Genomic DNA, 21,180 nt, shown 5'->3' on the forward strand with positions numbered 1-21,180 from the left:
AGAGAGGTGCTAGCATCATGATGTTTGACAACTTATTAGGAGAGTTTCTCGGGACGATGGTCCTCATCGTCTTTGGGGCCGGCGTCTGCGCCTGCAACACGCTGACCAAATCGAAAGGCCAGAATGGCGGCTGGATCTGCATCACCGCAGCCTGGGGTTTTGCCGTAACCCTCGGCGTTTACACGGCAACGACCTTGGGCGCTCCGCAGGGCGACCTGAACCCGGCTGTTACCTTGGGCAAGACCCTGATCGGGATTTATTCGGTGCCTCAGTTCTTCGCTACGTCCATCGCTCAGATCCTGGGCGGTATCCTCGGCGCAGCTATTGTCTGGCTGGCATACCTGCCGCACTGGGCTGAAACGGAAGATAAATCGGCAAAACTCGGTATCTTCTGCACGGCTCCGGCTATCCGTAACTATCCGGCCAACTTCCTTTGCGAATTTATTGCGACGTTCTTCCTGATGTTCGTCATCTGGATGATCTTCTCCAATAAAGTCGGTGCAATGCCTGCTGGCCTTGGGCCGTACATCGTCGGTATCCTCATCTGGGCTCTGGGCATGAGTCTTGGCGGTCCTACCGGGTACGCCATGAACCCGGCTCGAGACCTGGGTCCCCGTATTGCCCATGCTATCCTGCCGATTGCCGGCAAAGGCGGCTCGGACTGGGCTTATGCCTGGATCCCTGTCTTGGCTCCGCTGGCTGGTGCCTTTGCTGCCTACGTCGTGGCGATGGCTTTGAATGTCTTCTAATCTATTTATATATGGTTTTAGGAAAGGGCTTGTCATTTTTCGGCAAGCCCTCTCCTTTACCTCGATTTACAAATTTGCTTATTTATTTTGAACATAATTTCATCGTTCATTAAAGGTAATATTTCTATATTTTCCCATGAAAAAATTGTATAAGTTGACAATGTGAAAATATGTAAAAATAGACTTGCAATTATTTTCACAAACTTATATAATAAGGGCATCAAAGATAGTGATACTTGGTATTTACAGAGAAAGAGGTTGTGAACATGACAAAACAAGCAGATGTCGTCGTAATTGGCGGCGGTATTACCGGCACAGCCATTTTGCACGAATTGGCGAAGTACAATCTTCGTGCAGTCCTGGTTGAACAGGAACCGGAACTGGCTGCCGGCACGACAAAGGCCAACAGTGCCATCCTTCACGCAGGTTTCGATGCGCCTACGGGCAGTATGAAAGCCCGCATGAACGTCGCAGGCAATGCGATGTATCATGATTTGAAAGACGAATTGGATCTGGACATCCGCTGGTCTGGCTCGTATGTAGCCGCTCTCGATGATGAACAGATGGCCGTCCTCCAAGAACTCCTCGAACGGGGCAATGCCAACGGCGTTCCGGGACTGAAAATCATCAGCGGCGATGAAATGCGCAAAGAAGAACCGAATGTCAGCAAAGACATCAAAGGCGCACTCTGGGCTCCAACTGCCGGTATCTGCTGGCCTTTCGGATTGGCCCTGGCCTTTGCGGAAAACGCTGTCATCAACGGTGCCGAAGTCATCCGTGAATGTCAGGTTACGGGTATCACCGTAGAAGATGGCGCTGTCAAAGCTGTCGAAACGGATAAGGGCACTATCGAAACGAAATACGTCATCAATGCCGCCGGTGTCCACGCCGACGAAATCAGCCGCCTCGCCGGGGATGATTCCTTCCAGATCCATCCGCGCCGTGGTGAATACATCCTCTTTGATAAGACGGCTCAGAAAGATCTGGTCTACTCGCCGATTTTCCCGACACCGACGAAAATGGGCAAAGGTATCCTGGTCTGTGCGACGACTCACGGCAACGTCTTCGTCGGCCCGAACGCCCAGGATATGCCGGACAGTGAAAAAGACGACACGGCTGTTACCATTCCGGGTATGGACGACATCCTGGACAAAGCCCGCCGCCTGGTTCCGAACATCCCCGTCGGCGCTACGATTACGGAATTTGTCGGCGTCCGCGCCGTATCCAGCACAGGTGACTTCATCCTCGGCCCGTCGGAAAAGACGAAAGGCCTCATCCAGGCTGCCGGCATCCAGTCGCCGGGCCTGACTTCAGCTCCGGCTATTGCCAAGTACCTCGTCGACGGCATCGTCGCTGAAACCGGTGCTGCGGCCAAGACCGATTACAAGAAAGGCCGTCCGGCTCAGCCCTGCTTCCGCATGATGGCTGAAGCAGATCAGAAAGCCCTCATCGCCAAGGATCCCCGCTATGGCCGCGTCATCTGCCGCTGCGAAACGATTACGGAAGGCGAAATCGTCGATGCTATCCATCGTCCCGTCGGCGCCCGCACCGTCGATGGTGTCAAACGCCGCACCCGTGCCGGCATGGGCCGCTGCCAGGGTGGCTTCTGCGGACCTCGTGTCACACAGATCTTGTCCCGTGAATTGAACATCCCCGTTACGGAAGTACGGAAAGAAATGCGTAATTCTTATATGTTCTATGATAAAGAAAGCGGAGGTAAAGCATAATGGGTGAACAACTTTATGATATTATCATCGTTGGCGGCGGCCCGGCAGGCTTATCCGCTGCCTACAGCGCTTGGCAGAATGGCGCTAAAAAAATCCTCGTCCTCGAACGTGACCGCGAAGCTGGCGGCATCCTCCAGCAGTGCATCCACAACGGCTTCGGCCTCCATCACTTCAAAGAAGAACTGACGGGCCCGGGCTATGCACAGCGCTGCTATGACTTGGTCAAAGATAAACCGGAAATCGAAATCCTCGTCGATACCATGGTCCTCAGCGTCAATCCCGACAAGACCGTTACGGCTGTCAGCCCGGCACACGGCTTGATGAAAGTCCAGGGCAAGACGATCATCCTTACCATGGGCTGTCGTGAACGGACGCGCGGTGCCATCCGCATCCCCGGCTACCGTCCGGCTGGCGTCTTCACGGCCGGCGCAGCACAGCGCATGGTCAACATGGAAGGCTATCTGCCGGGCAAGAAAATCGTCATCCTCGGCAGTGGCGACATCGGCCTCATCATGGCCCGCCGTATGACCCTCGAAGGCTGCAAAGTCCAGGCTGTCCTGGAAATCTGCCCCTTCTCGAACGGCTTGACCCGTAATATGGTACAATGTCTGTATGACTATGATATTCCTTTATATCTGTCCCACACCATTACGGCCATCCATGGCAAAGACCGGGTCAATGGCATTACGGCAGCCAAAGTCGACGACCATATGAAACCGATTCCGGGCACGGAATTCGATATCGACTGCGATACGCTGCTCTTGTCTGTCGGCCTGATCCCGGAAAATGAATTGTCCCGCGGCTTAGGGCTGGCTATGCATCCGCTCACCAATGGTCCTATCGTCGACCAGCATCGTGAAACGAGTATCCCTGGCATCTTCGCAGCCGGTAACGTCGTCCATGTCCATGACCTGGTAGACTTCGTATCGGAAGAAGCTGAAATCGCCGGCAAATATGCGGCCCTCAAGGCTCAGGAACAGCTGCCGGAAGACGTAGCTGACGTAAAAGTCGAAGCTATCGACGAAGTCCGCACCTGCGTTCCCCAGCATGTCCGCGCTACGGCAGACGGCGAAACAATCCGTTTGTTCATGCGTGTCCGCAAACCGATGAAGAAAGTCCGCCTTACGGTCAAGAGCGGTGACGATACGCTGCTGACGAAAGTCCTCCCCGTCGCCAAACCGAGTGAAATGATCGCCGTCAACGTACCGGCTGAAAAAGCCAAAGGCCATCATGCGGATTGGACCGTTTCCGTAAAGGAGGAAGCATAACATGAGTGTAGAAACGAAACAACTGAACTGCATCAACTGCCCGCTGGGCTGCTTGCTTACGGTTACCCTGGAAGACGGTAAAATTACCAGCGTTACCGGCAATACGTGCCCGCGCGGTGAAAAATATGCCCATCAGGAACTGACGGACCCGCAGCGCATGCTGACCTCGACGGTCCGCATCGAAGGCGGCGAACTGCCGCTCCTGCCGGTCGTATCCAAGACGACCCTGCCGAAAGGCAAGATCCTCGACTGTGCCGAAGCATTGCGCAGCGTCGAAGTCAAAGCCCCGGTCCATACAGGCGACGTCATCGTCAAAGATATCCTGGGTCTCGGCGTAGATATCGTGGCCAGCCGCGATATGGGCAAAGAATAATAGGTACCAATATATTCCCTCTTACATATACCGAAAAGGAGGCTGCCTTATAGCAGCCTCCTTTTCGAGTTTGTAGTATAATGTTTGCAGTACGAAGTAGTATTTGCTTGATTTATCGCTTCGTTGCTAAAATAATCAGCACTATATCGAATGGGCTATGGTAAAATCTCACAGTGGGCCGCCCTCTGGGACGGCCCCTACGCAGCTAACTGCTAACTGCTAAAAAAGGACATGTCGCATGGCGGCATGTCCTTTTTTTGGTATTGGTTGGAAAATGGTTTGTTTATTTTGTTTTCTGCTGGATGAAGCCCGGCGTCGTGAGGTAACGGTCGCCGTTATCCGGCAGGAAGGCTACGATGGTCTTGCCGGCGTTTTCCGGACGTTTTGCGACTTCCGAAGCGGCATAGAGGGCAGCCCCGCCGGAGATACCGATGAGGAGGCCTTCGGATTCGGTGAATTTCTGAGCCGTTTCATAAGCCTGTTCTGTCGTGACCGTGAAGACTTCGTCGTAAATCTTGGTGTCCAAGGTTTCCGGTACGAAGTTGGCGCCGATGCCCTGGAGTTTATGCGGGCCGGCATGGCCTTCGGAGAGGAGCGGCGAATCTTTCGGTTCGATAGCGATGATCTGGACAGACGGTTTCTTTTCTTTGAGGTACTGGCCGACGCCGGAGAGGGTACCGCCTGTGCCGACACCAGCTAAGAAGATGTCGACAGCGCCGTCTGTATCTTCGTAGATTTCCGGGCCTGTCGTCAGGCGATGGATTTCCGGATTGACCGGGTTGGTGAACTGGCCGGGAATGAAGGAATCGGGGATTTCTTTAGCCAATTCGTTGGCTTTGTCGACGGCGCCTTTCATGCCGGTCTTGCCTGGTGTCAGGACGATTTCAGCGCCATAAGCGGAGATGAGGTTGCGGCGTTCGATGGACATGGTTTCCGGCATGGTGAAGATAGCGCGGTAACCTTTGGCAGCTGCGACGGCAGCCAGGCCGATGCCGGTGTTGCCGCTGGTCGGTTCGATGATGACCGAGCCTTCTTTGAGGATGCCTTTCTTTTCAGCGTCTTCAATCATGGCTTTGGCGATACGGTCTTTGGCAGAGCCAGCCGGGTTGAAAGCGTCGAGTTTGACTAAGAGGTTAGCAGCGACGCCAGCGGCGTTGTTGTAACGTTCCGGTTTCAATAACGGTGTGTTGCCGATCAACTGTAACATAGATGTGTAGATTTTGCTCATGAGAATCTCTCCTTTTCCTATGATTCATCCCCCGATGAATGCAAAATATATTGAAAATATAGTAAGGTATACCAATTGGGTATAGATTTTATGTACACCTATACTGGATTTTTCATTTCCGTATAGGGGTGACAACGAATTTGGTTATTTCAAAGGCCTCATTTTGCCGATGCAGCGTTCATCATGCTGCTGGTCCATCATTTCCACGCGGCGCTGCAGGATGGCTACCTGATGCTGCAAGGCAATAATCTGGTCTTCGATGGGATCGGGCAGGCGGTTGTGATTGAGGTCGACGTCGCGTTCGCTGTGGCTGGCTTTGATGCGTTTGCCCTGCTGGACGACGACGCGGCCCGGGATGCCGACGACTGTCGAGTACGGCGGCACTTCTTTGAGGACGACGGAACCGGCGCCGATTTTTGCGCCTTCGCCGACGGTAAAGGAACCGAGGACTTTGGCACCGCAGGCGACGACGACGTAGTCGCCGATGGTCGGATGGCGTTTGCCTTTTTCCTTACCCGTCCCGCCGAGGGTCACGCCCTGATAGAGGGAAACGTTGTTGCCGATGACCGTCGTTTCTCCGATGACGATGCCCATGCCATGGTCGATGAACAGGCCTTCGCCAATCTGGGCGCCGGGATGGATCTCGATGCCCGTGAAGAAGCGGGAAATGGTGGAAATGATGCGGGCCGTGACAAACCACTGATGCTTGTAGAAGAAGTGGGCCAGGCGATGGGCCCAGATGGCATGAAGGCCGGAATAGCAAAGCAAGACTTCCAGCGTATTCTTAGCAGCTGGATCGCGGTCCTTGATGACGCGAATGTCGTTGCGAAGTGATTTGAACATGGCGTAGCGCCCTCCTGTGATGTGAAAAAAGTAAATAAAAAAGACCTGCCGTCATACAGAGACGGTGGTCCGTGGTTCCACTCTGATTGCAGTCCTTAGACTGCCACTCAATACCCGTAACGGCGGCAACCGGGATGACCTACTCGCGTTCAATCATCCTGCTCCCAAAGGCATTCCATCACATTCAACTTCGATAGGGGCTTTCAGCCGATGGCCCTTACTCTCTGTGCCGTTATCCTGTGTGTACTTGTTTTGGTCATTGCATTTTTGTTTTCGTGTTGAACACATGATACCCCTTCATAGGACGTTTGTCAATAGAAAGATCCTAAAAAGATGACAAAATTGGTATCTTATTCAAAATGGCCGTTAGAATCGCTTTCTTTATATATCTATATAAGGGCATTTGCAGTTTGTAGTTTGTAGCAGTGGGAGTTTTGTTGGTTGTCGATACATAAAGACTCATCATTTTTGATTAAATTTGTCTGCATACAATATCCATGTTTGGTAGACATGAACTGTATTCGCTCCAATCAATGGTATAATATAAAGCAAAATGAGTTTAATATGATTTAATGTAATTTTAAAAATCTAAAAATATCATTACAAAAACACATGCTTTAGTGTAGTTGAATAAAGTATATGGCGGTAATAAGCCGTTTTTATAAAAATTTTATCTATAAAAAGCATAGAGTACTAAAAGAATACCATATTAGTAATGAATGGATATATAACTAAAAAGCATAGGTACATATTCAAGGTTTCTCATTTTGTATTACTCATTTTTCTATACTTATTGCACTTTACGCATGAAATGGTATACTTATGGTAAATACTTTACTTCATAGTATTCGTTGTAGTTGTAATTTATAAGTAAAGAGGTGTGAAAATGGAAAAGACAGAATTGTATGAAACATTCCAGAAAGGGTTGACCAGCGTCAACGGCGAAAGTTACATCGCTAAAAAAGCAGACGTTGCTGCAACTCTCACCAAAATTTTCCAGGACAAGGACACACATGAAGTTGCCCTCGTTGAAACGCCGCTCCTGAAAGAAATCGGCGCTGTAGACGCATTGAAAGCCGCAGGCATCAAAGTGGATACGGATCACTTCCGCAAGAATGCCCCGGACGATAAAGGCGGCGTTACCGAAGCCGATTATGGCATCGCTAACTTGGGCTCTATTGTCCAGATGAAGGACGACATCGACTGTCGTATCGTTGAAACGGTATCGGACGTCTATGTCGGCATCGTCAAACTTTCTAAGATCGTCGATACTTTCGATGACATGATCGACATCATGGCCGAAACGAAGCCGTTCCCGAAATTCGCTGGTATCATCACCGGCCCGAGCCGGACAGCTGATATCGAATGCGTCGGTACTGTAGGGGTTCATGGCCCGCGTCAGTATTCGGTCATCGTCGTAGAAGATGAGTAAGGGAGGGAACAGCACATGTCTAACGAATTACTGAAGCAAGAAATCGAGCGCGCCATGGATAACGCGCCTTTGCAGAAGGCGTTAAAGAAGTTTACGACGGCCTATCCTGGCAACCGTGCGAAAGTTTACAAAGGATATGACTTTGAAGCACTTCGTGATAAAGTCCATGAAGTCAAATCTTATGCTCGTGACCATCTGGATGAAGTCATGGCCGAATTCATCAAGAATGCGGAAGCCAACGGGGCTCATGTATTCGTTGCCCATTCTCCGGAAGAAGCTATGGACTATGCTTTGAAACTGGCTAAAGACAACAACGTAAAACTTTGCGTTAAATCGAAATCCATGGCATCAGAAGAAATGCACTTCAACCAGAACTATGAAAAAGCTGGCATTACGGCTCAGGAAACGGACTTAGGTGAATTCATCAACTCCATCGCTGGTGATACGCCGTCCCACATGGTTATGCCGGCTATCCATTATTCTAAAGAAGACGTTGCCGACCTCTTTGAATCGTATACGAAACAGCCGGAAGAACCGGTCATCACGAAAGAAGTCAAGACGTCCCGCCGCGTCATGCGCCCGAAATTCCTCAGCGCTGAAATGGGTGTTTCCGGTGCCAACGTCGCTGTCGCTGAAACGGGGACAGTCATTACCATGACGAATGAAGGCAACGGCCGTATGGTCGCAACCCTTCCGAAAACGCACTTATATATCTTTGGTATTGAAAAATTCGTCGCTAAGATGAGCGATATCCGCTACATCTTCAAGGTATTGCCTCGTAACGGTACAGCTCAGAACATCACGGCATACCTCTCCTTCTACACGGGCGCTACGAAAGTCGTTACGGATCCGGAAAACGATACCAAGGAAGACAAGAACTTCCACATGATCATCCTCGATACGCCAGAACGCCGTAAGATCATGGCCAGTGAAGATTACAAAGACATCTTCTGCTGCATCCGCTGCGCAGCCTGCTTGAATGTATGTCCGGCCTTCCGCCTCGTCGGCGGCCACGTCTATGGCGGCTCCATTTATACCGGCGGTATCGGCACGCTGCTCACGAGCTTCCTCAACAGCCGTGAACGCGGTAAAGATATCCAGAACATCTGTCTCCAGTGCGGTACGTGTAACACAGTCTGCGGCGGCAAACTCGATATTGCCGGCATGATCCTGAAATTACGTACGAAATTCGCTCAGGAAGATGGCCTCAATCCGGTCCATAAATTCTGTCTCGATACGGTTGCTGACCGTCACCTCTTCCACTCCATGCTGCGTATCGCTTCGGTGGCTCAGGGCATGATTACTAAAGGTCAGCCGATGATCCGTCATCTGCCGATGTTCTTGTCCGGTCTGACAGCAGGCCGCAGCCTGCCGAGCATTGCTCCGCAGCCGTTCCGCGACATCCTGCCGACGATCAAACAGGACGTTCCTAACCCGAAGGGCAAGATCGCTATCTTCACGGGCTGCCTCCTCGACTTCGTCTATGTCGACATCGCAACGGACGTCGTCAAAGCCCTCAACATGGCTGGCTATATCGTAGAAATGCCGCTTGGCCAGGCCTGCTGCGGTGCTCCGGCTACCTATATGGGCGATGTTGAAAACGCCAAGAAAGCTGCTGAATTGAACTTGAATGCTATGGAAGCTGAAAAATACGATTACATCGTATCGGCTTGCCCGACTTGTACGCATGCCCTCCGCGATTACGTCGACTTCTTCAAGGACGATCCGGAAATGCTCAAGAAAGCGGAAGAACTCCGCAGCAAGACCTTCGACTTCTGCAAACTCGTTTCCATGCTCGGCGGCTTGCCGGATACCGGCGATGGCGTACCGATGAAGGTCACCTATCACGATTCCTGCCACTTGAACCGTTACCTCGGCGTCACCAAGGAACAGCGTGAACTCTTGAAAGCTACCAAGGGCGTCGAACTCATCGAAATGCACGATTGCGATAAATGCTGCGGCTTCGGTGGTTCTTACTCCGTTAAATTCCCTGAAATGTCGGCTCCGATCCTCGAAGAAAAGATCAACAACATCGTCGCTTCCGGCGCAGATGTCGTCGCTGTCGACTGCCCGGGCTGCTTGCTCCAGATCCGTGGCGGCCTCGATGCTCGCGGCTTGAACAATATTCAGGTTAAACACACAGCACAGATCGTCGTTGAAAAACGCGAAAAAAAATAGGCAATAACGTTGGCCGGAAAGGTAAATAGAGCATGATGATAAAACAGACACTCTTAGAAACCAGCGCCCGGAAGTTTATGCCCAAATTGTTTGCCGGTATCAGCGATGACCAGGTCCGCAGAGTGAAAGAGTATATAAAATTATATACAAAGCATCCCTTTGGAGGTACGGCCACGGGGGCCGTCCTCGATGATGCAGCCTCTTCGCAGGGGAAGATGATCCGTCCCCGCCTGGTACTGATGGCCGGCTCGTTCGGAACAGACCGCGACGATGTGCGGGAGCGGTTGTATAAACTGGCGGCCGTAGTGGAAATGACCCATCTGGCCTCACTGATCCATGACGATATTGTCGACGATGCACCGGTCCGGCGCGGCAAGCCGTCGGTGCAGAGCAAGTACGGGAAGAACGCAGCCGTCTATGCCGGCGATTTCCTGATGAGCCGCATCACCTTCTACTTGATGCGCGAGGGATTGAACCGGGCAGGTATGGTCATCGCCCAGGCTGTAGAGGAAATGTGTGCCGGCGAAATCGGCCAGGCCATGTGCCGCTATAAAGAGGACGTCACTATTGACCAATATCTGCAGAACATCCACGGCAAGACCGTCGCCTTGTTCCGCGCCTGCTGCCGCATCGGTGCCATGGAAAGCGGTTGTGACGAACGGGTATCGCGGATGCTCGAGTCCTTCGGCGAATGTCTGGGCTATATGTTCCAGATGCGCGACGACCTCCTCGACTTCGTACCCGATAGTTCGATGATTGGCAAGAAAGCCCACCAGGATTTCCGCGAAGGAATCTATACCCTGCCGGTCCTCCTGGCACGGGAACAGCCCGGCGGCCGCCGGCTCCTCCACCCCTATATGGAACGGAGCGCCGAAGGGACGCTGACTCATGCGGATATCTGCCGCATGGAAGAAATCGTCGCAGCCCTGGGCGGCCTGGAAGGCGCGTGGAACCAGATCCACACCTACCAGAAACGGGCTGAGGACATCCTCGAAGCCCTGCCGTCAAGTGATATTTCCCTGCAGCTCGGCAAGATCGTACGTAAGCTGGGGGCCGTGTGAATGGAACAGCAACATTGCTTGACACCTAAGCTGGCCGTTCGCCTGGCTGCACCGCACACCTGGCTGGCTTCTGTATATCCCGCCGTATTCGGTGAACTGTATTGCCTTCTGAAGGGCTACCCCCTTACGGGGACGCTGGCCATCACCCTCTTTTGGGCCTGCGTCTTCATGCAGTCCGCCGTCAATACGCTGAATGATTATTTTGATTTTGTAAAAGGCACGGACACTGCCGACGACAACGTCGAGGTGAGCGACGCCGTCCTGGTTTATGAAAACATCAAGCCTGGACAGGCATTGGCTTTGGGACTTGGCTACTTAGTTGCAGCCGGTCTCCTGGCCTTGCCGGCACTGGTCACAGCCGGACCGGCGCCGCTGATCATCGGCGTCATCGGAGCCATCGCCGTATGGACCTATTCCGGTGGTATCCTGCCGATATCCTATCTGCCGATTGGCGAGTTCGTTTCGGGCTTTGTCATGGGCGGCCTCATCCCTATGGGAATTGTCGCCGCCGTAAGCAGTACCTTCGATTTTTCCGTTTTGCCTGCGGCTCTGCCCTTCATCATCAGTATCGGTCTCATCATGATGACCAATAATACGAGTGATATTGAAAAGGACAGGCAGGCCAAGCGCCGGACCTTACCGGCACTCTTGGGAAGGACTAAGGCTGTCCGCCTGTACCGGGCTGCCGTATGGATCTGGATGGCACTCATCTGCCTCCTGCCCGTATGGTATATCGGTTGGTGGGGCCTCATCAGCCCGGCTTTCTTTATCGTGTTTGCCCGACATACCTTTGTCAATCTGCTTCAGTCGCCTCTGGAACCGCAGGGGCGGGTGAAACAGATGAAAGGCATCATCACTGCCAACCTCTTTGGCAACGGTGCCTATCTGTTAGCACTCGCGATGGTCCTCTTCGGAGGTGGTACCTTTGGCTGAGCTTTCAAAACGGGAGAAGGTATATCGTGTATTCCAGCAGATTTCCCAGACCTATGACAGCGCCAATGGCCGCATCAGTCTTGGCATGGAAAGTCGTTGGAAGGACTGCCTCATCGAAGCTGTCTGTGAGCAGGCAGCGAAAGGCAGCCGTGTCCTGGATGTGTGCAGTGGCACTGGGGACATCGCTATTTCCCTGGCAGCGCATCGGCCGGATCTCAAGGTCACAGGCCTTGACTTTTCCCCGGCTATGCTCGACGTAGCCCGTAAAAAAGGCACGCCGCTGGCGAACGTTGTCTGGCAGGAAGGCGATGCCATGAACCTGCCTTTTGAGGATAATACCTTTTCGGCAGCCTGTATCTCCTTCGGGCTTCGCAACACCTCGGACTACCTGCGCGTCCTGCAGGAAATGGCCCGCGTCGTCGTTCCCGGCGGCTGGGTATATTGTCTCGACTCCTTTGTCCCCGATTCTCTGGTCATCCGGCCCTTTTATTCGGTGTACTTCCGGTATGTCATGCCCCTCCTGGGCGGTGGCTTCCGCCATCGGCAGGAATACACCTGGCTGTGGCGGTCGACACAGGATTTTCTCAGGAAGAAGGAGCTCCTGGACTTGTTTGGACAAGCCGGATTGATTGACAGGCAGATGAAAAGCCGCTTATTCGGGGCCTGCGTGCTCCACAAGGGGAAGAAGCCTGCGGTCGAATGAAGGATATATGAAAAGACTTACAATGACGTTACGATAGATACGAACGGAAATTTAAGATAGCAAACCGTATGGTTAAGGAGGGTAAGAACATGAGTAGTGAAGAAAAATTTGATGCCATCGTGGTTGGCGGCGGTTTAGCTGGTTCTGCTGCAGCCTTGACAATGGCCAGAGCTGGTTTAGATGTTATGATGGTGGAGCGCGGTAAGTTCTGCGGTTCCAAAAACTCCAGCGGCGGCCGTCTCTATGGACACAGCTTGGAAAAATTGATTCCGAATTTCGCAGCAGAAGCTCCGATTGAACGTAAGATTACGCAGGAACGCTTGTCGCTCATGACTGAAGGCGGTGCACTGAGCTTCCAGTATGGTTCGGATAAACTGGAAAACCTCAAATATCCGTCCTATTCGGTACTGCGTTCCAAATTCGATAAATGGTTGGCTGATAAAGCTGAAGAAGCCGGCGTTATGCTGACGGAAGGCTTCCTCGTCGATGAACTCGTTGTCGAAGACGGCAAAGTCGTCGGCGTCATGACAGGCGGCGAAGAATTTGACGCTGATGTCGTCATCCTGGCCGATGGCGTCAACTCCCTGCTGGCACAGCAGATCGGCATGAAACAGGAACTGGAACAGAAAGACGTTGCTGTCGGCGTCAAAGAAGTCATCGAACTCGGTGAAGACGTCATCAACGAACGTTTCGGCCTGACCGGCAATGACGGCGCAGCCTGGATGATGGCTGGCGACCCGACGGGCGGCAACCTCGGCGGCGGCTTCATTTACACCAACAAAGACAGCCTGTCCCTGGGCATCGTTACGACCATCAGCGATATCGGCCGCGTCGATGTCAGTGTACCGGATATGGTTGAACGCATGAAAGCTCATCCGGCAATCGCTCCCTTCCTCAAAGGCGGGAAACTGAAAGAATATTCGGCTCACCTCGTTACCGAAGGCGGCCTCAAGATGATGCCGGAACTCGTCCGTGACGGCGTCCTCGTCGCCGGTGATGCGGCTGCTATGGTCGTCAACCTCGGTTACACCGTCCGCGGCATGGACCTGGCTATCGAATCGGGCCGTCTGGCTGGCGAAGCGGTCATCAAAGCGAAGAACCGCAACGACTTCTCGGCTGAAAGCCTCTCGATTTACAAGACCTTGTTAGAAGAAAGCTTCATCATGAAGCTCATGAAACAGTATCAGAACCTGCCGGGCCTCCTGGAAGATCATATCATCTTCAACGATTTCCCGAAGATGGCCGACGAATTTGCCGGCATGGTCTACAAAGTAGACGGCGGCGCACCGGTCGCTCTGCCGATGATTGCTCTGACAGTCTTGGCAAACAACGGCGGCTTGGCTAATCTCTTCGATTTAGGTAAGAAAGCTTGGGAGGCGATGTAAGATGGCAAAGATGAGTGTAGACGATAAACTGGGTTTCGATAAGTTCGTGACCGATGAACACGAATCCCATATCTTGATCAACGAAGATTATCATGACGAAGCAGAAATCAAACGCTTAGTCATGGCATGTCCGGCCAACCTGTATCACTATGATGACGGCAAACTGGTCTTCAGTCACGAAGGCTGCCTCGAATGTGGTACGTGCCGCGTCATTTCCGGCGGCAAAGGCGTAAAGAGCTGGAAACATCCGAAAGGCGCTATGGGCGTAGAATTCCATCAGGGCTGATCGCATAGGGAAAGTAAAAAGGAGCTGTCGCATCGCGACAGCTCCTTTTTGAGTAGGAAGTTGAAAGTTTGATGTGGATGTTTTTAAATTTAAAGCCATCGCCTCTAGCCACGAACCACGAGCCCTTCCCGGCATGTACACGGATGACGCATATATGGTATAATAAAAAGTATGCAATAGCCATTAAACATCCGATAAGGGGGTTACTATATGAGTGTACAGATTACTTTTTTGAATCACAGCGGCTTTGCCGTTGAAACCGATTCCAAAGTGCTGGTCTTTGATTATTACAAGGATCCGTCGGGGACGGTCAAGGCCTACAGCCACGTCGGCAAGAAGCCGTTGTGGTTCTTTGTCAGCCATTGGCATGAAGACCATTTCAACAGCAGCATCGGCCAGTTTGGCGGCGCCCAGTACATCGTCAATGAAGATGTGCATCTGAAGGAGATTCCTGCCGACAAGTTCCATGCCATGAAGCTGTATGACACGCTGGAATTGGGCGATACGACAGTGACTCAGTACGGGTCGACCGATGAAGGCGGGTCTTTCCTGGTGGAAACGGACGGCTTGAAGATTTTCCATGCCGGCGACTTGAACTGGTGGCACTGGCTCGGCGATACGGATGAAAACAATGCCGAAGCCAAGGGAAACTTCGACCGCGAAATGAAGCACCTTGCCGGGCAGACTTTCGACATCGTCTTTTTCCCTGTCGACGCCCGCCTGGAAGGCGCCCGTGAATGGGGCGTCACGGGTTTCCTCAAAGACGTTTCCGTCACAAAATGCCTCATTCCCATGCATTATTTCGGGACGCCCTGGACACCGTCATCTGCCTTCAAACAGGCCTATCCCGACGTACCCTTGTGGATTCCCCAGCATGATGGCGACGATGTCATCATCGATGGGCAGTAAGGAGGAGTTATGGCGAGTAATATAAATGGGGGCAGACGCAGCCAGATTGCCAATTATATCCTGATTACGGCGGCAGTCATCCTGCTTCTGGCCTACCCCTTCCAAGACTTTTTTGTCGGCGGGCTGCTGACCCATCTGGCCGGGGCAGCCCTCATCGGCGGCCTGGCAGACTGGTATGCCGTAACGGCCTTGTTCCGCCGTCCGCTGGGCATCTCCTTTAAGACGGCCCTCATCCCGAACAGTAAGGAACGCATTGCTGAAATGGCCCGGCATATGATCGAATATGAAATCCTGACCGTTTCCAATATGTACAATGTCCTCAAGCATCATCCCATCCTGGGAGCGACGCTGGACTATCTCCATACGGAAAAAGGGTTCCAGTCGGCAGAACGCGTCTTCGGTCAGATACTCAATACGTTCTTGTATACGATCGACATGAAGACCGTCGTCAAGGCCTTTGCCGGCATCGGCGGCCAGGCCATCGAGAAAGTCGACTTGGCGCCGATCATGAGCAAGGCCATCAAAATCGGCCTGCGCGGCGAATCGGGGAAGGATTTCCTCGATTTCATGATCCTCAACCTGGAAGAACTCGTGCGCAGCGAAACGATGAAGCGCTATGTCGGTGAAATCTACGAAGCATCCCTGCGCCAGTACGCCAAACACAATATCCTCCTCGGCTGGGCCATCAAAGCGGCCTTGAAGATGGAAGTCTTCCAGCCGGACCACGTCGCCGGCCTCTTGCAGGATAAATGCCTGGGCCTTTTGGCAGAAGCCAAGGAAGAAAATTCCCTCCAGCGCCAGCAGGCGTTGCGCTATTTATGGAAACAGACGGATAAAATCGAATTTAACGAAGAATGGCGCCAGCGCATCGACAGCTATAAGAACCGCATGTACAACAGCCTGGTCACGCGGCCTGACACCAAGGAAGCCTGGCAGCGCTACGTCCAGGACCCGGACCGTCAGAAGCGGGTCTGCAAGGTGGCTGCCAATTACGTCATCAACAAGCTGGAATCGTGGCGTGAAAGCCCGGATCAGGTAGAACAGATGAACCGTCAGGCCCTGGCCTTTGCAGCCCGTGAATTGAAACGCCTCCAGGTCTGGTTCGGCAAGACGGCAGAACAGGAAATCCTGAAATACGATGGCAATTATTTAGCGGAACAGCTGGAAAACAGCGTCTGGTATGACCTGCAGATGATCCGCGTCAACGGTTCGCTCGTCGGGGCCATCCTGGGCGCCGTCATTTACCTGGTCATGTACGCCGTGAAGGGAGGGGCTATCTTATGACATACAGACAGCGTGCCAATACGATTTTAGGCCTGTCCTTCGTCTGCTTCATCGCCATTTTCCTCTGGTGGTATACACATGATGTCTCGGTTTGGGAAGAATTGCTGTTCTTCGTCATCCAATCGGCCCTCATCGGCAGTATCGCCGACTGGTTCGCCGTTACAGCACTCTTTGAAAAACCACTGGGTTTCCCGTATCATACGGAACTGCTCTATCGTCACCGCGATGAAATCATCGACAGCATGACGAAAATCATTTCGGAAAAACTGCTCCAGCCCAATATGTGGCAGGATAAGCTCTATCAGATTTCTTTCATCGACAAGCTCGTCGGCTGGCTGCGCGGCCCGAACGGCCGGGAAAAGTTCCGCAGTGTCCTCTATGAAGTGGCGCAGCGGGCTTACCGCTATGCCCAGAAGGGCGGCACACAGGCGTCCATTGCCTCGCATATCCGCAAGTACTTGAAACAGCAGCCTCTGGTCAGCTTTTTCCAGGACCGCCTCATTTCCCTCCTGGAAGATCCGAACAGCCACATGTTCAACGATGCCATCGGCCTCGTGCGGGAACTGGTCAACAGTGACGACTTCGACAGCCTTTTGGAAAAGCTTATCATCCAGTGGCGTGAAGAATCACAACATTCGTCCATGTCCAGCCTCACCCTGACCAAGGTCCTGGGCATCGTCGACACCCACAAAATTGCCCGCGATATCAAGCTGGGCATCGTCGAATGGCTCGACCAGTGGGAACAGGCTGAAGGGGAACAGCGCGAATGGCTGTGCCGCAAGTTGGAACTCTTCCTCTACTCCATGAACGGTCAGCTGGTCTTTGGCGTCCAGAACTGGCAGGACCAGTTCGTCGACTCCCTGCCTATCGAGCAGTGGCTGACGGCGACGCAAAATTCGGCCAAGGATTATTTCACCAAAGGCGACCAGGGCAAGGAAGAGCTGAAGGACTTGCTGGAAGAACAGTTCATCCATTACCTGGAATACTGCCGGTCCTACCCGGAAATCAAGGATTGGCTCGATGAACAGATACGCCGTGCCTGCAACGTCATCCTGGAACATGAACATTCCCTTATCGCCGTCGCCGTCCGCGACGTCCTGTCCAGTTTCGACAAGAAACGGTTCAATCAGTTCCTGGAAAGCAAGGTCGGTGAAGACCTGGCCTGGATCCGTATCAACGGTGCCATCGTCGGGGCTTCCATCGGGATCTGCGTCTTCGGCTTTTTGAAATTATATCAGTTCACGATCGTGCCGCTCCTGCGGGGCATCGTGCTGTAGTGTGGGGAAGGGATTGTCGCACGAAGGCTTTTGCCGTCATGCACAATCCCTTTTTTCACGTGGTTTGCCGTGGTTCGTGATTTGTTTGCCGTGAAGGTTTAAATTTTTTAATAATCTGCTGTATGAAAATATCATTTTTCTTGCAGCTGTGAGAGTTTTCGGCAAACGAACCACGCCAAACGAACCACAAAAGGGGATCGCACGTGGCGAGCCCGTTCACGCCAATCGGTGATAACGGGATTCATGCATATGCTGGCGGACGCCATTACACGTCAAAAATGCGCTGTTTCGTGACATATCGGACGGCTTGAGGCAAATGTGATGATATAATAGACTTGTAGAACACTCGTTTATTGAAAGGAGGCGTCATGATGGTACGAATTGCGATTTGTGATGATTTACGGGAACAATTGGAACTTATCCGGAAGGCAGTTCAGCTGTATTTCCAGGATAAACGAGAACCGATAGAGGTTTTTACTTATGAGAACGCCATGGATTTCGTCGATGCTTTTGAAAAAAAGGGGAATTTCGACATTGTTCTGCTGGATATCTGTATGCCCGGCTTGTTGGGGACGGATATTGCTGCAGAGATGCGGAAGCAAAAGAGCCGCGCAGAAATCGTCTTTTTATCGACGAGCGAAGAATTTGCTGTCGAAGCCTTTGCCGTCCGGGCTGCCCACTACCTGGTCAAGCCCTTTACACAGGAGGCCTTTGCGCAAGCCATGGACCGGGTCATGGACAGCCTCCGCCAGCGCCACAGCGGCAAGATGGTGTTCCGCCTCGTCGGCGGCGGCATCCAAGTGGAAGAAATCAATGCCATCCTCTATATCGAAAGCGAAGGCCATATCCAGAAAGTCTATACGGCGGACCATTCCGTCCTGGAAACGCGGCAGCCCTTGGCCGCCATCCTGGATATGCTGGAATCCATGGCACCGGGCCAGTTCGTATCGCCCGGGAAAGGCTACGTCGTCAATCAGTCGGCGATTCGCCTCATCAAGAGCGAATATATCGAGATCCAGGGGCATAAGATTCCCTTAGCCAAGCGGAAATACCGCCAGTTCCAAGAATCGTATCTTAAATTTATCTTCGGGCAGGATGCCTGAGAAAGAAGTGAGTCATGGAGTATAATCAGGTAACGCCGGAAGTCGTAGCGGCTTTGCAGCAGATTGTCGGTGAGAAATATGTCTGGACCGAAAGGGATAAACGGATTCCCTACGGTCAGGATGAAGGGACGGGCCAGCCTTGTCTGCCCGATGTCGTCGTCTTGCCGGCGACGACAGAAGAACTGGCGGCCGTAGTCCGCCTGGCCAATGACGTTGTCATCCCCCTCATTCCCAGGGGGACCGGGACGGGCCTGGAAGGCGGTGCCGTTGCCGATAGCCGCGGCGGCATCATGGTCAGTACGGAACGGATGGACCGCATCTTGGAAATCAATGAAGACGCCATGTATATGACTGTCGAAGCCGGTGTCATTACGGCTGTCATCCAGGAAGAAGCCCGCAAGCGGGGACTGCTCTATGCCGGCGACCCTTGCAGCGGCGACTGCTGCTGTATCGGCGGCAACGGGGCGACCAATGCCGGCGGCAACCGGGCCGTCAAATACGGGACGACGCGGGATCAAATCTATGCCATTGAAGTCGTCACGCCGACAGGGAAAATCGCCCATCTCGGCAAGCGCCTGCACAAGATGACTGCCGGTTATCCTTTGGAAAAAATCGTCATCGGTTCCGAAGGGACGCTGGGCATCATCACCAAGCTGACGCTGAGACTCGTGCCTTTGCCGCCGTGCACGGCCAATCTCCTGGCTGTCTTCCCGGCGCCTGCAAAGGCCCTTTCCCTGGTCACGGCCCTGCCGAAAGCCGGTATCACGCCGACGTGCCTGGAATTTATGGATTATGACGTCATCGCCGTCGTCCAGGACTGGCTCAAGGAAAAGCAGCCCTGTCCAGAGGGCGGCGCCTATATGATTATCCAGCTCGATGGCAAGAACGAAGATACCCTCGATGAAGACTGCGTCACGGCTGATGAACTCTGCCGCAGCCTCGGTGCCGTGGAAGTCTTCATGGCCGATGCCGACAAGGTCTGGAAGGCGAGAAAGGCCTTTACGGAAGCGTCGGCAGCGGAATGCCCGGTAGCGGCCATGGAAGATTTTGTCGTGCCGCCGGATAAGCTGGAAGACCTTCTGCAGTCGCTGAAAGCTATCGGCGCGCAGACGGGCGTCGTCTTCCGTGGCGTCAGCCACGCCGGCGACGGCAATATCCACCTCGACGTCCTGCGCCGGGGCTTTGCCGACGAAGCCGATGAAAAGGCAAAAATCACAGCTTTCGAAGACCAGGCCTGCGCGGCTGTCTACGAAATGGGCGGCGCCATCTCCGGTGAACACGGCATCGGCCAGTCCCGCAAAGCCCTCTTCGCCAAATACACAGACCCCGTGGCCCTGGAATTGATGAAGGCCCTGAAAAAAGCTTGGGATCCTAAATGTATCTTGAATCCTGGGAAATTGTTCTAAAAATGAAAAAGCCCAACATAAATGCATGTAGGAGGGAAATCAAATGGAATATATTTGTAATGACTGTCCGCGCCAGTGCGGCGTCGTGCGGGCAGAAGTGCGGCAGGAAGGACAGGTACTGCCCGGTTTTTGCCACAGTCCGCTCCAGCCTGTTGTGGCCCGGGCGGCCCTGCATGAGTGGGAAGAGCCGTGCATCAGCGGTTCCCGCGGTTCGGGAGCCGTCTTTTTTACAGGCTGCAATCTGCGCTGCTGTTTTTGCCAGAATACGACGATTTCCATGGGCGGTACGGGCGTGCCGATTACGGCGGCGCGCCTGCGGGATATCTACGGCGAGCTCATCGAAAAGGGCGCCCATAACATCAACCTCGTCACGCCGACGCCGTACAAGAAGGCCATCCTCGAAAGTCTGGCAGAGCCCCTGACCGTGCCTGTTGTCTACAACTGCGGCGGCTATGAAACGACAGCGACCATCGACGCTTTCAAGGGCAAGGTCCAGATTTATCTGCCCGATTTGAAATACCTCGATCCGGCCCTGGCTAAGCGCTACAGTGCGGCTGAAGATTATCCCCAGGTCGCAGCGGAAGCCATCCTTCATATGTACGACCAGATTGGCCCTTACGAACTGGACGATGACGGCCTCCTCCAGAAGGGCGTCGTCATCCGTCACCTCATTTTACCGGGCTGCCTGGACAATACAAAAGCCGTCATCGACTGGGTGCGGGACCACTTCGATGACGGCCAGGTCTTATTCAGTTTAATGCGCCAGTACGTGCCCTGCGGTCGGGCTGCGGACTATCCGGAGATCAATCGGCGCCTGACGGACGAAGAATACGACGAAGCGGAACAGTACCTCTTCGACAGCGGCATCGAAGACGGCTTCGTCCAGGAAAAAGACAGCGCCAGCGAAGCTTTCATCCCCGCCTTCGACGGGACGGGGGTGTAGGCGTTTTGTAGTTCGTTTGGCGTTCGTCGTTCGTCGAAATTTCGCGCAAATACAGGATGAGGCTATTCACGAGATTCGCGCGGGCGCCCCAC

19 protein-coding genes and 1 other annotated feature are annotated in these 21,180 nt (G+C 53.2%); of the genes, 17 read left to right on the forward strand and 2 right to left on the reverse strand.

Annotated elements, in window-relative coordinates; translation table 11 throughout:
- The first annotated feature begins 17 nt into the window (after positions 1-17).
- From C6362_RS04710 to C6362_RS04725, 4 genes are all read left to right on the forward strand, one after another.
- On the forward strand, positions 18-749 hold the full coding sequence (locus C6362_RS04710) for an MIP/aquaporin family protein (protein WP_014015603.1): 732 nt from the start codon (positions 18-20) through the stop codon (positions 747-749).
- Between the two features lie 266 nt (positions 750-1,015).
- Positions 1,016-2,476, forward strand: coding sequence for an NAD(P)/FAD-dependent oxidoreductase (locus C6362_RS04715; RefSeq protein WP_014015604.1), 1,461 nt, complete (start codon positions 1,016-1,018; stop codon positions 2,474-2,476).
- Entirely contained in the window at positions 2,476-3,744 is a 1,269-nt protein-coding gene (locus C6362_RS04720) for an NAD(P)/FAD-dependent oxidoreductase (protein WP_014015605.1), read from the forward strand. The genes C6362_RS04715 and C6362_RS04720 overlap by 1 nt, the downstream gene beginning before the upstream one ends.
- Position 3,745: 1 nt before the next feature.
- Positions 3,746-4,117: a DUF1667 domain-containing protein gene (locus tag C6362_RS04725; RefSeq protein WP_014015606.1), complete on the forward strand. Its 372-nt coding sequence runs from the start codon at positions 3,746-3,748 to the stop codon at positions 4,115-4,117.
- A gap of 283 nt (positions 4,118-4,400) precedes the next feature.
- Here the strand turns inward: C6362_RS04725 and cysK are convergent, their stop codons facing one another.
- Positions 4,401-5,345 carry a cysteine synthase A gene (cysK, locus tag C6362_RS04730; RefSeq protein WP_014015607.1) on the reverse strand — a complete coding sequence of 315 codons (945 nt, stop codon included), beginning with the start codon at positions 5,343-5,345 and terminating at the stop codon, positions 4,401-4,403.
- Between the two features lie 144 nt (positions 5,346-5,489).
- Positions 5,490-6,188 (reverse strand): serine O-acetyltransferase, encoded by a 699-nt coding sequence (gene cysE / locus C6362_RS04735; protein ID WP_014015608.1) that lies wholly within the window; start codon positions 6,186-6,188, stop codon positions 5,490-5,492.
- Positions 6,189-6,242: 54 nt separating this feature from the next.
- Positions 6,243-6,457 (reverse strand) — a binding site (T-box leader).
- Positions 6,458-7,074: 617 nt separating this feature from the next.
- Here cysE and C6362_RS04740 point away from each other — a divergent pair.
- From C6362_RS04740 to C6362_RS04800, 13 genes are all read left to right on the forward strand, one after another.
- Positions 7,075-7,620: a LutC/YkgG family protein gene (locus tag C6362_RS04740; RefSeq protein WP_014015609.1), complete on the forward strand. Its 546-nt coding sequence runs from the start codon at positions 7,075-7,077 to the stop codon at positions 7,618-7,620.
- 15 nt (positions 7,621-7,635) lie between these two features.
- Positions 7,636-9,798, forward strand: a complete 2,163-nt coding sequence (gene ldhH / locus C6362_RS04745; RefSeq protein ID WP_014015610.1) for an L-lactate dehydrogenase (quinone) large subunit LdhH — start codon at positions 7,636-7,638, stop codon at positions 9,796-9,798.
- A gap of 35 nt (positions 9,799-9,833) precedes the next feature.
- On the forward strand, positions 9,834-10,859 hold the full coding sequence (locus C6362_RS04750) for a polyprenyl synthetase family protein (RefSeq protein ID WP_255411310.1): 1,026 nt from the start codon (positions 9,834-9,836) through the stop codon (positions 10,857-10,859).
- Positions 10,860-11,792 (forward strand): prenyltransferase, encoded by a 933-nt coding sequence (locus C6362_RS04755; protein WP_014015612.1) that lies wholly within the window; start codon positions 10,860-10,862, stop codon positions 11,790-11,792. It abuts the gene before it with no gap.
- Positions 11,776-12,495 (forward strand): ubiquinone/menaquinone biosynthesis methyltransferase, encoded by a 720-nt coding sequence (locus C6362_RS04760; protein ID WP_232501484.1) that lies wholly within the window; start codon positions 11,776-11,778, stop codon positions 12,493-12,495. The genes C6362_RS04755 and C6362_RS04760 overlap by 17 nt, the downstream gene beginning before the upstream one ends.
- Positions 12,496-12,584: 89 nt before the next feature.
- Positions 12,585-13,880: an FAD-dependent oxidoreductase gene (locus tag C6362_RS04765; protein WP_014015614.1), complete on the forward strand. Its 1,296-nt coding sequence runs from the start codon at positions 12,585-12,587 to the stop codon at positions 13,878-13,880.
- Position 13,881: 1 nt separating this feature from the next.
- Entirely contained in the window at positions 13,882-14,166 is a 285-nt protein-coding gene (locus C6362_RS04770; RefSeq protein ID WP_014015615.1) for a ferredoxin family protein, read from the forward strand.
- 210 nt (positions 14,167-14,376) lie between these two features.
- Positions 14,377-15,075 carry an MBL fold metallo-hydrolase gene (locus C6362_RS04775; RefSeq protein ID WP_014015616.1) on the forward strand — a complete coding sequence of 233 codons (699 nt, stop codon included), beginning with the start codon at positions 14,377-14,379 and terminating at the stop codon, positions 15,073-15,075.
- A gap of 9 nt (positions 15,076-15,084) precedes the next feature.
- Complete coding sequence (locus C6362_RS04780) at positions 15,085-16,359, forward strand: DUF445 domain-containing protein (RefSeq protein WP_014015617.1); 1,275 nt, start codon at positions 15,085-15,087, stop codon at positions 16,357-16,359.
- A complete protein-coding gene (locus C6362_RS04785) occupies positions 16,356-17,636 on the forward strand; it encodes a DUF445 domain-containing protein (RefSeq protein WP_014015618.1) in 1,281 nt (426 codons plus the stop codon). Before C6362_RS04780 ends, C6362_RS04785 begins: the two co-directional genes overlap by 4 nt.
- Positions 17,637-18,004: 368 nt before the next feature.
- Entirely contained in the window at positions 18,005-18,739 is a 735-nt protein-coding gene (locus C6362_RS04790) for a LytR/AlgR family response regulator transcription factor (RefSeq protein WP_230579070.1), read from the forward strand.
- 14 nt (positions 18,740-18,753) lie between these two features.
- Positions 18,754-20,145: an FAD-binding oxidoreductase gene (locus tag C6362_RS04795; protein ID WP_014015620.1), complete on the forward strand. Its 1,392-nt coding sequence runs from the start codon at positions 18,754-18,756 to the stop codon at positions 20,143-20,145.
- Positions 20,146-20,188: 43 nt separating this feature from the next.
- Complete coding sequence (locus C6362_RS04800; RefSeq protein WP_014015621.1) at positions 20,189-21,088, forward strand: radical SAM domain protein; 900 nt, start codon at positions 20,189-20,191, stop codon at positions 21,086-21,088.
- Positions 21,089-21,180: the final 92 nt, after the last annotated feature.

The sequence above is a fragment of the Megasphaera elsdenii DSM 20460 genome (assembly GCF_003010495.1).
In the GTDB taxonomy this organism is placed as follows: Bacteria; Bacillota; Negativicutes; order Veillonellales; family Megasphaeraceae; genus Megasphaera; species Megasphaera elsdenii.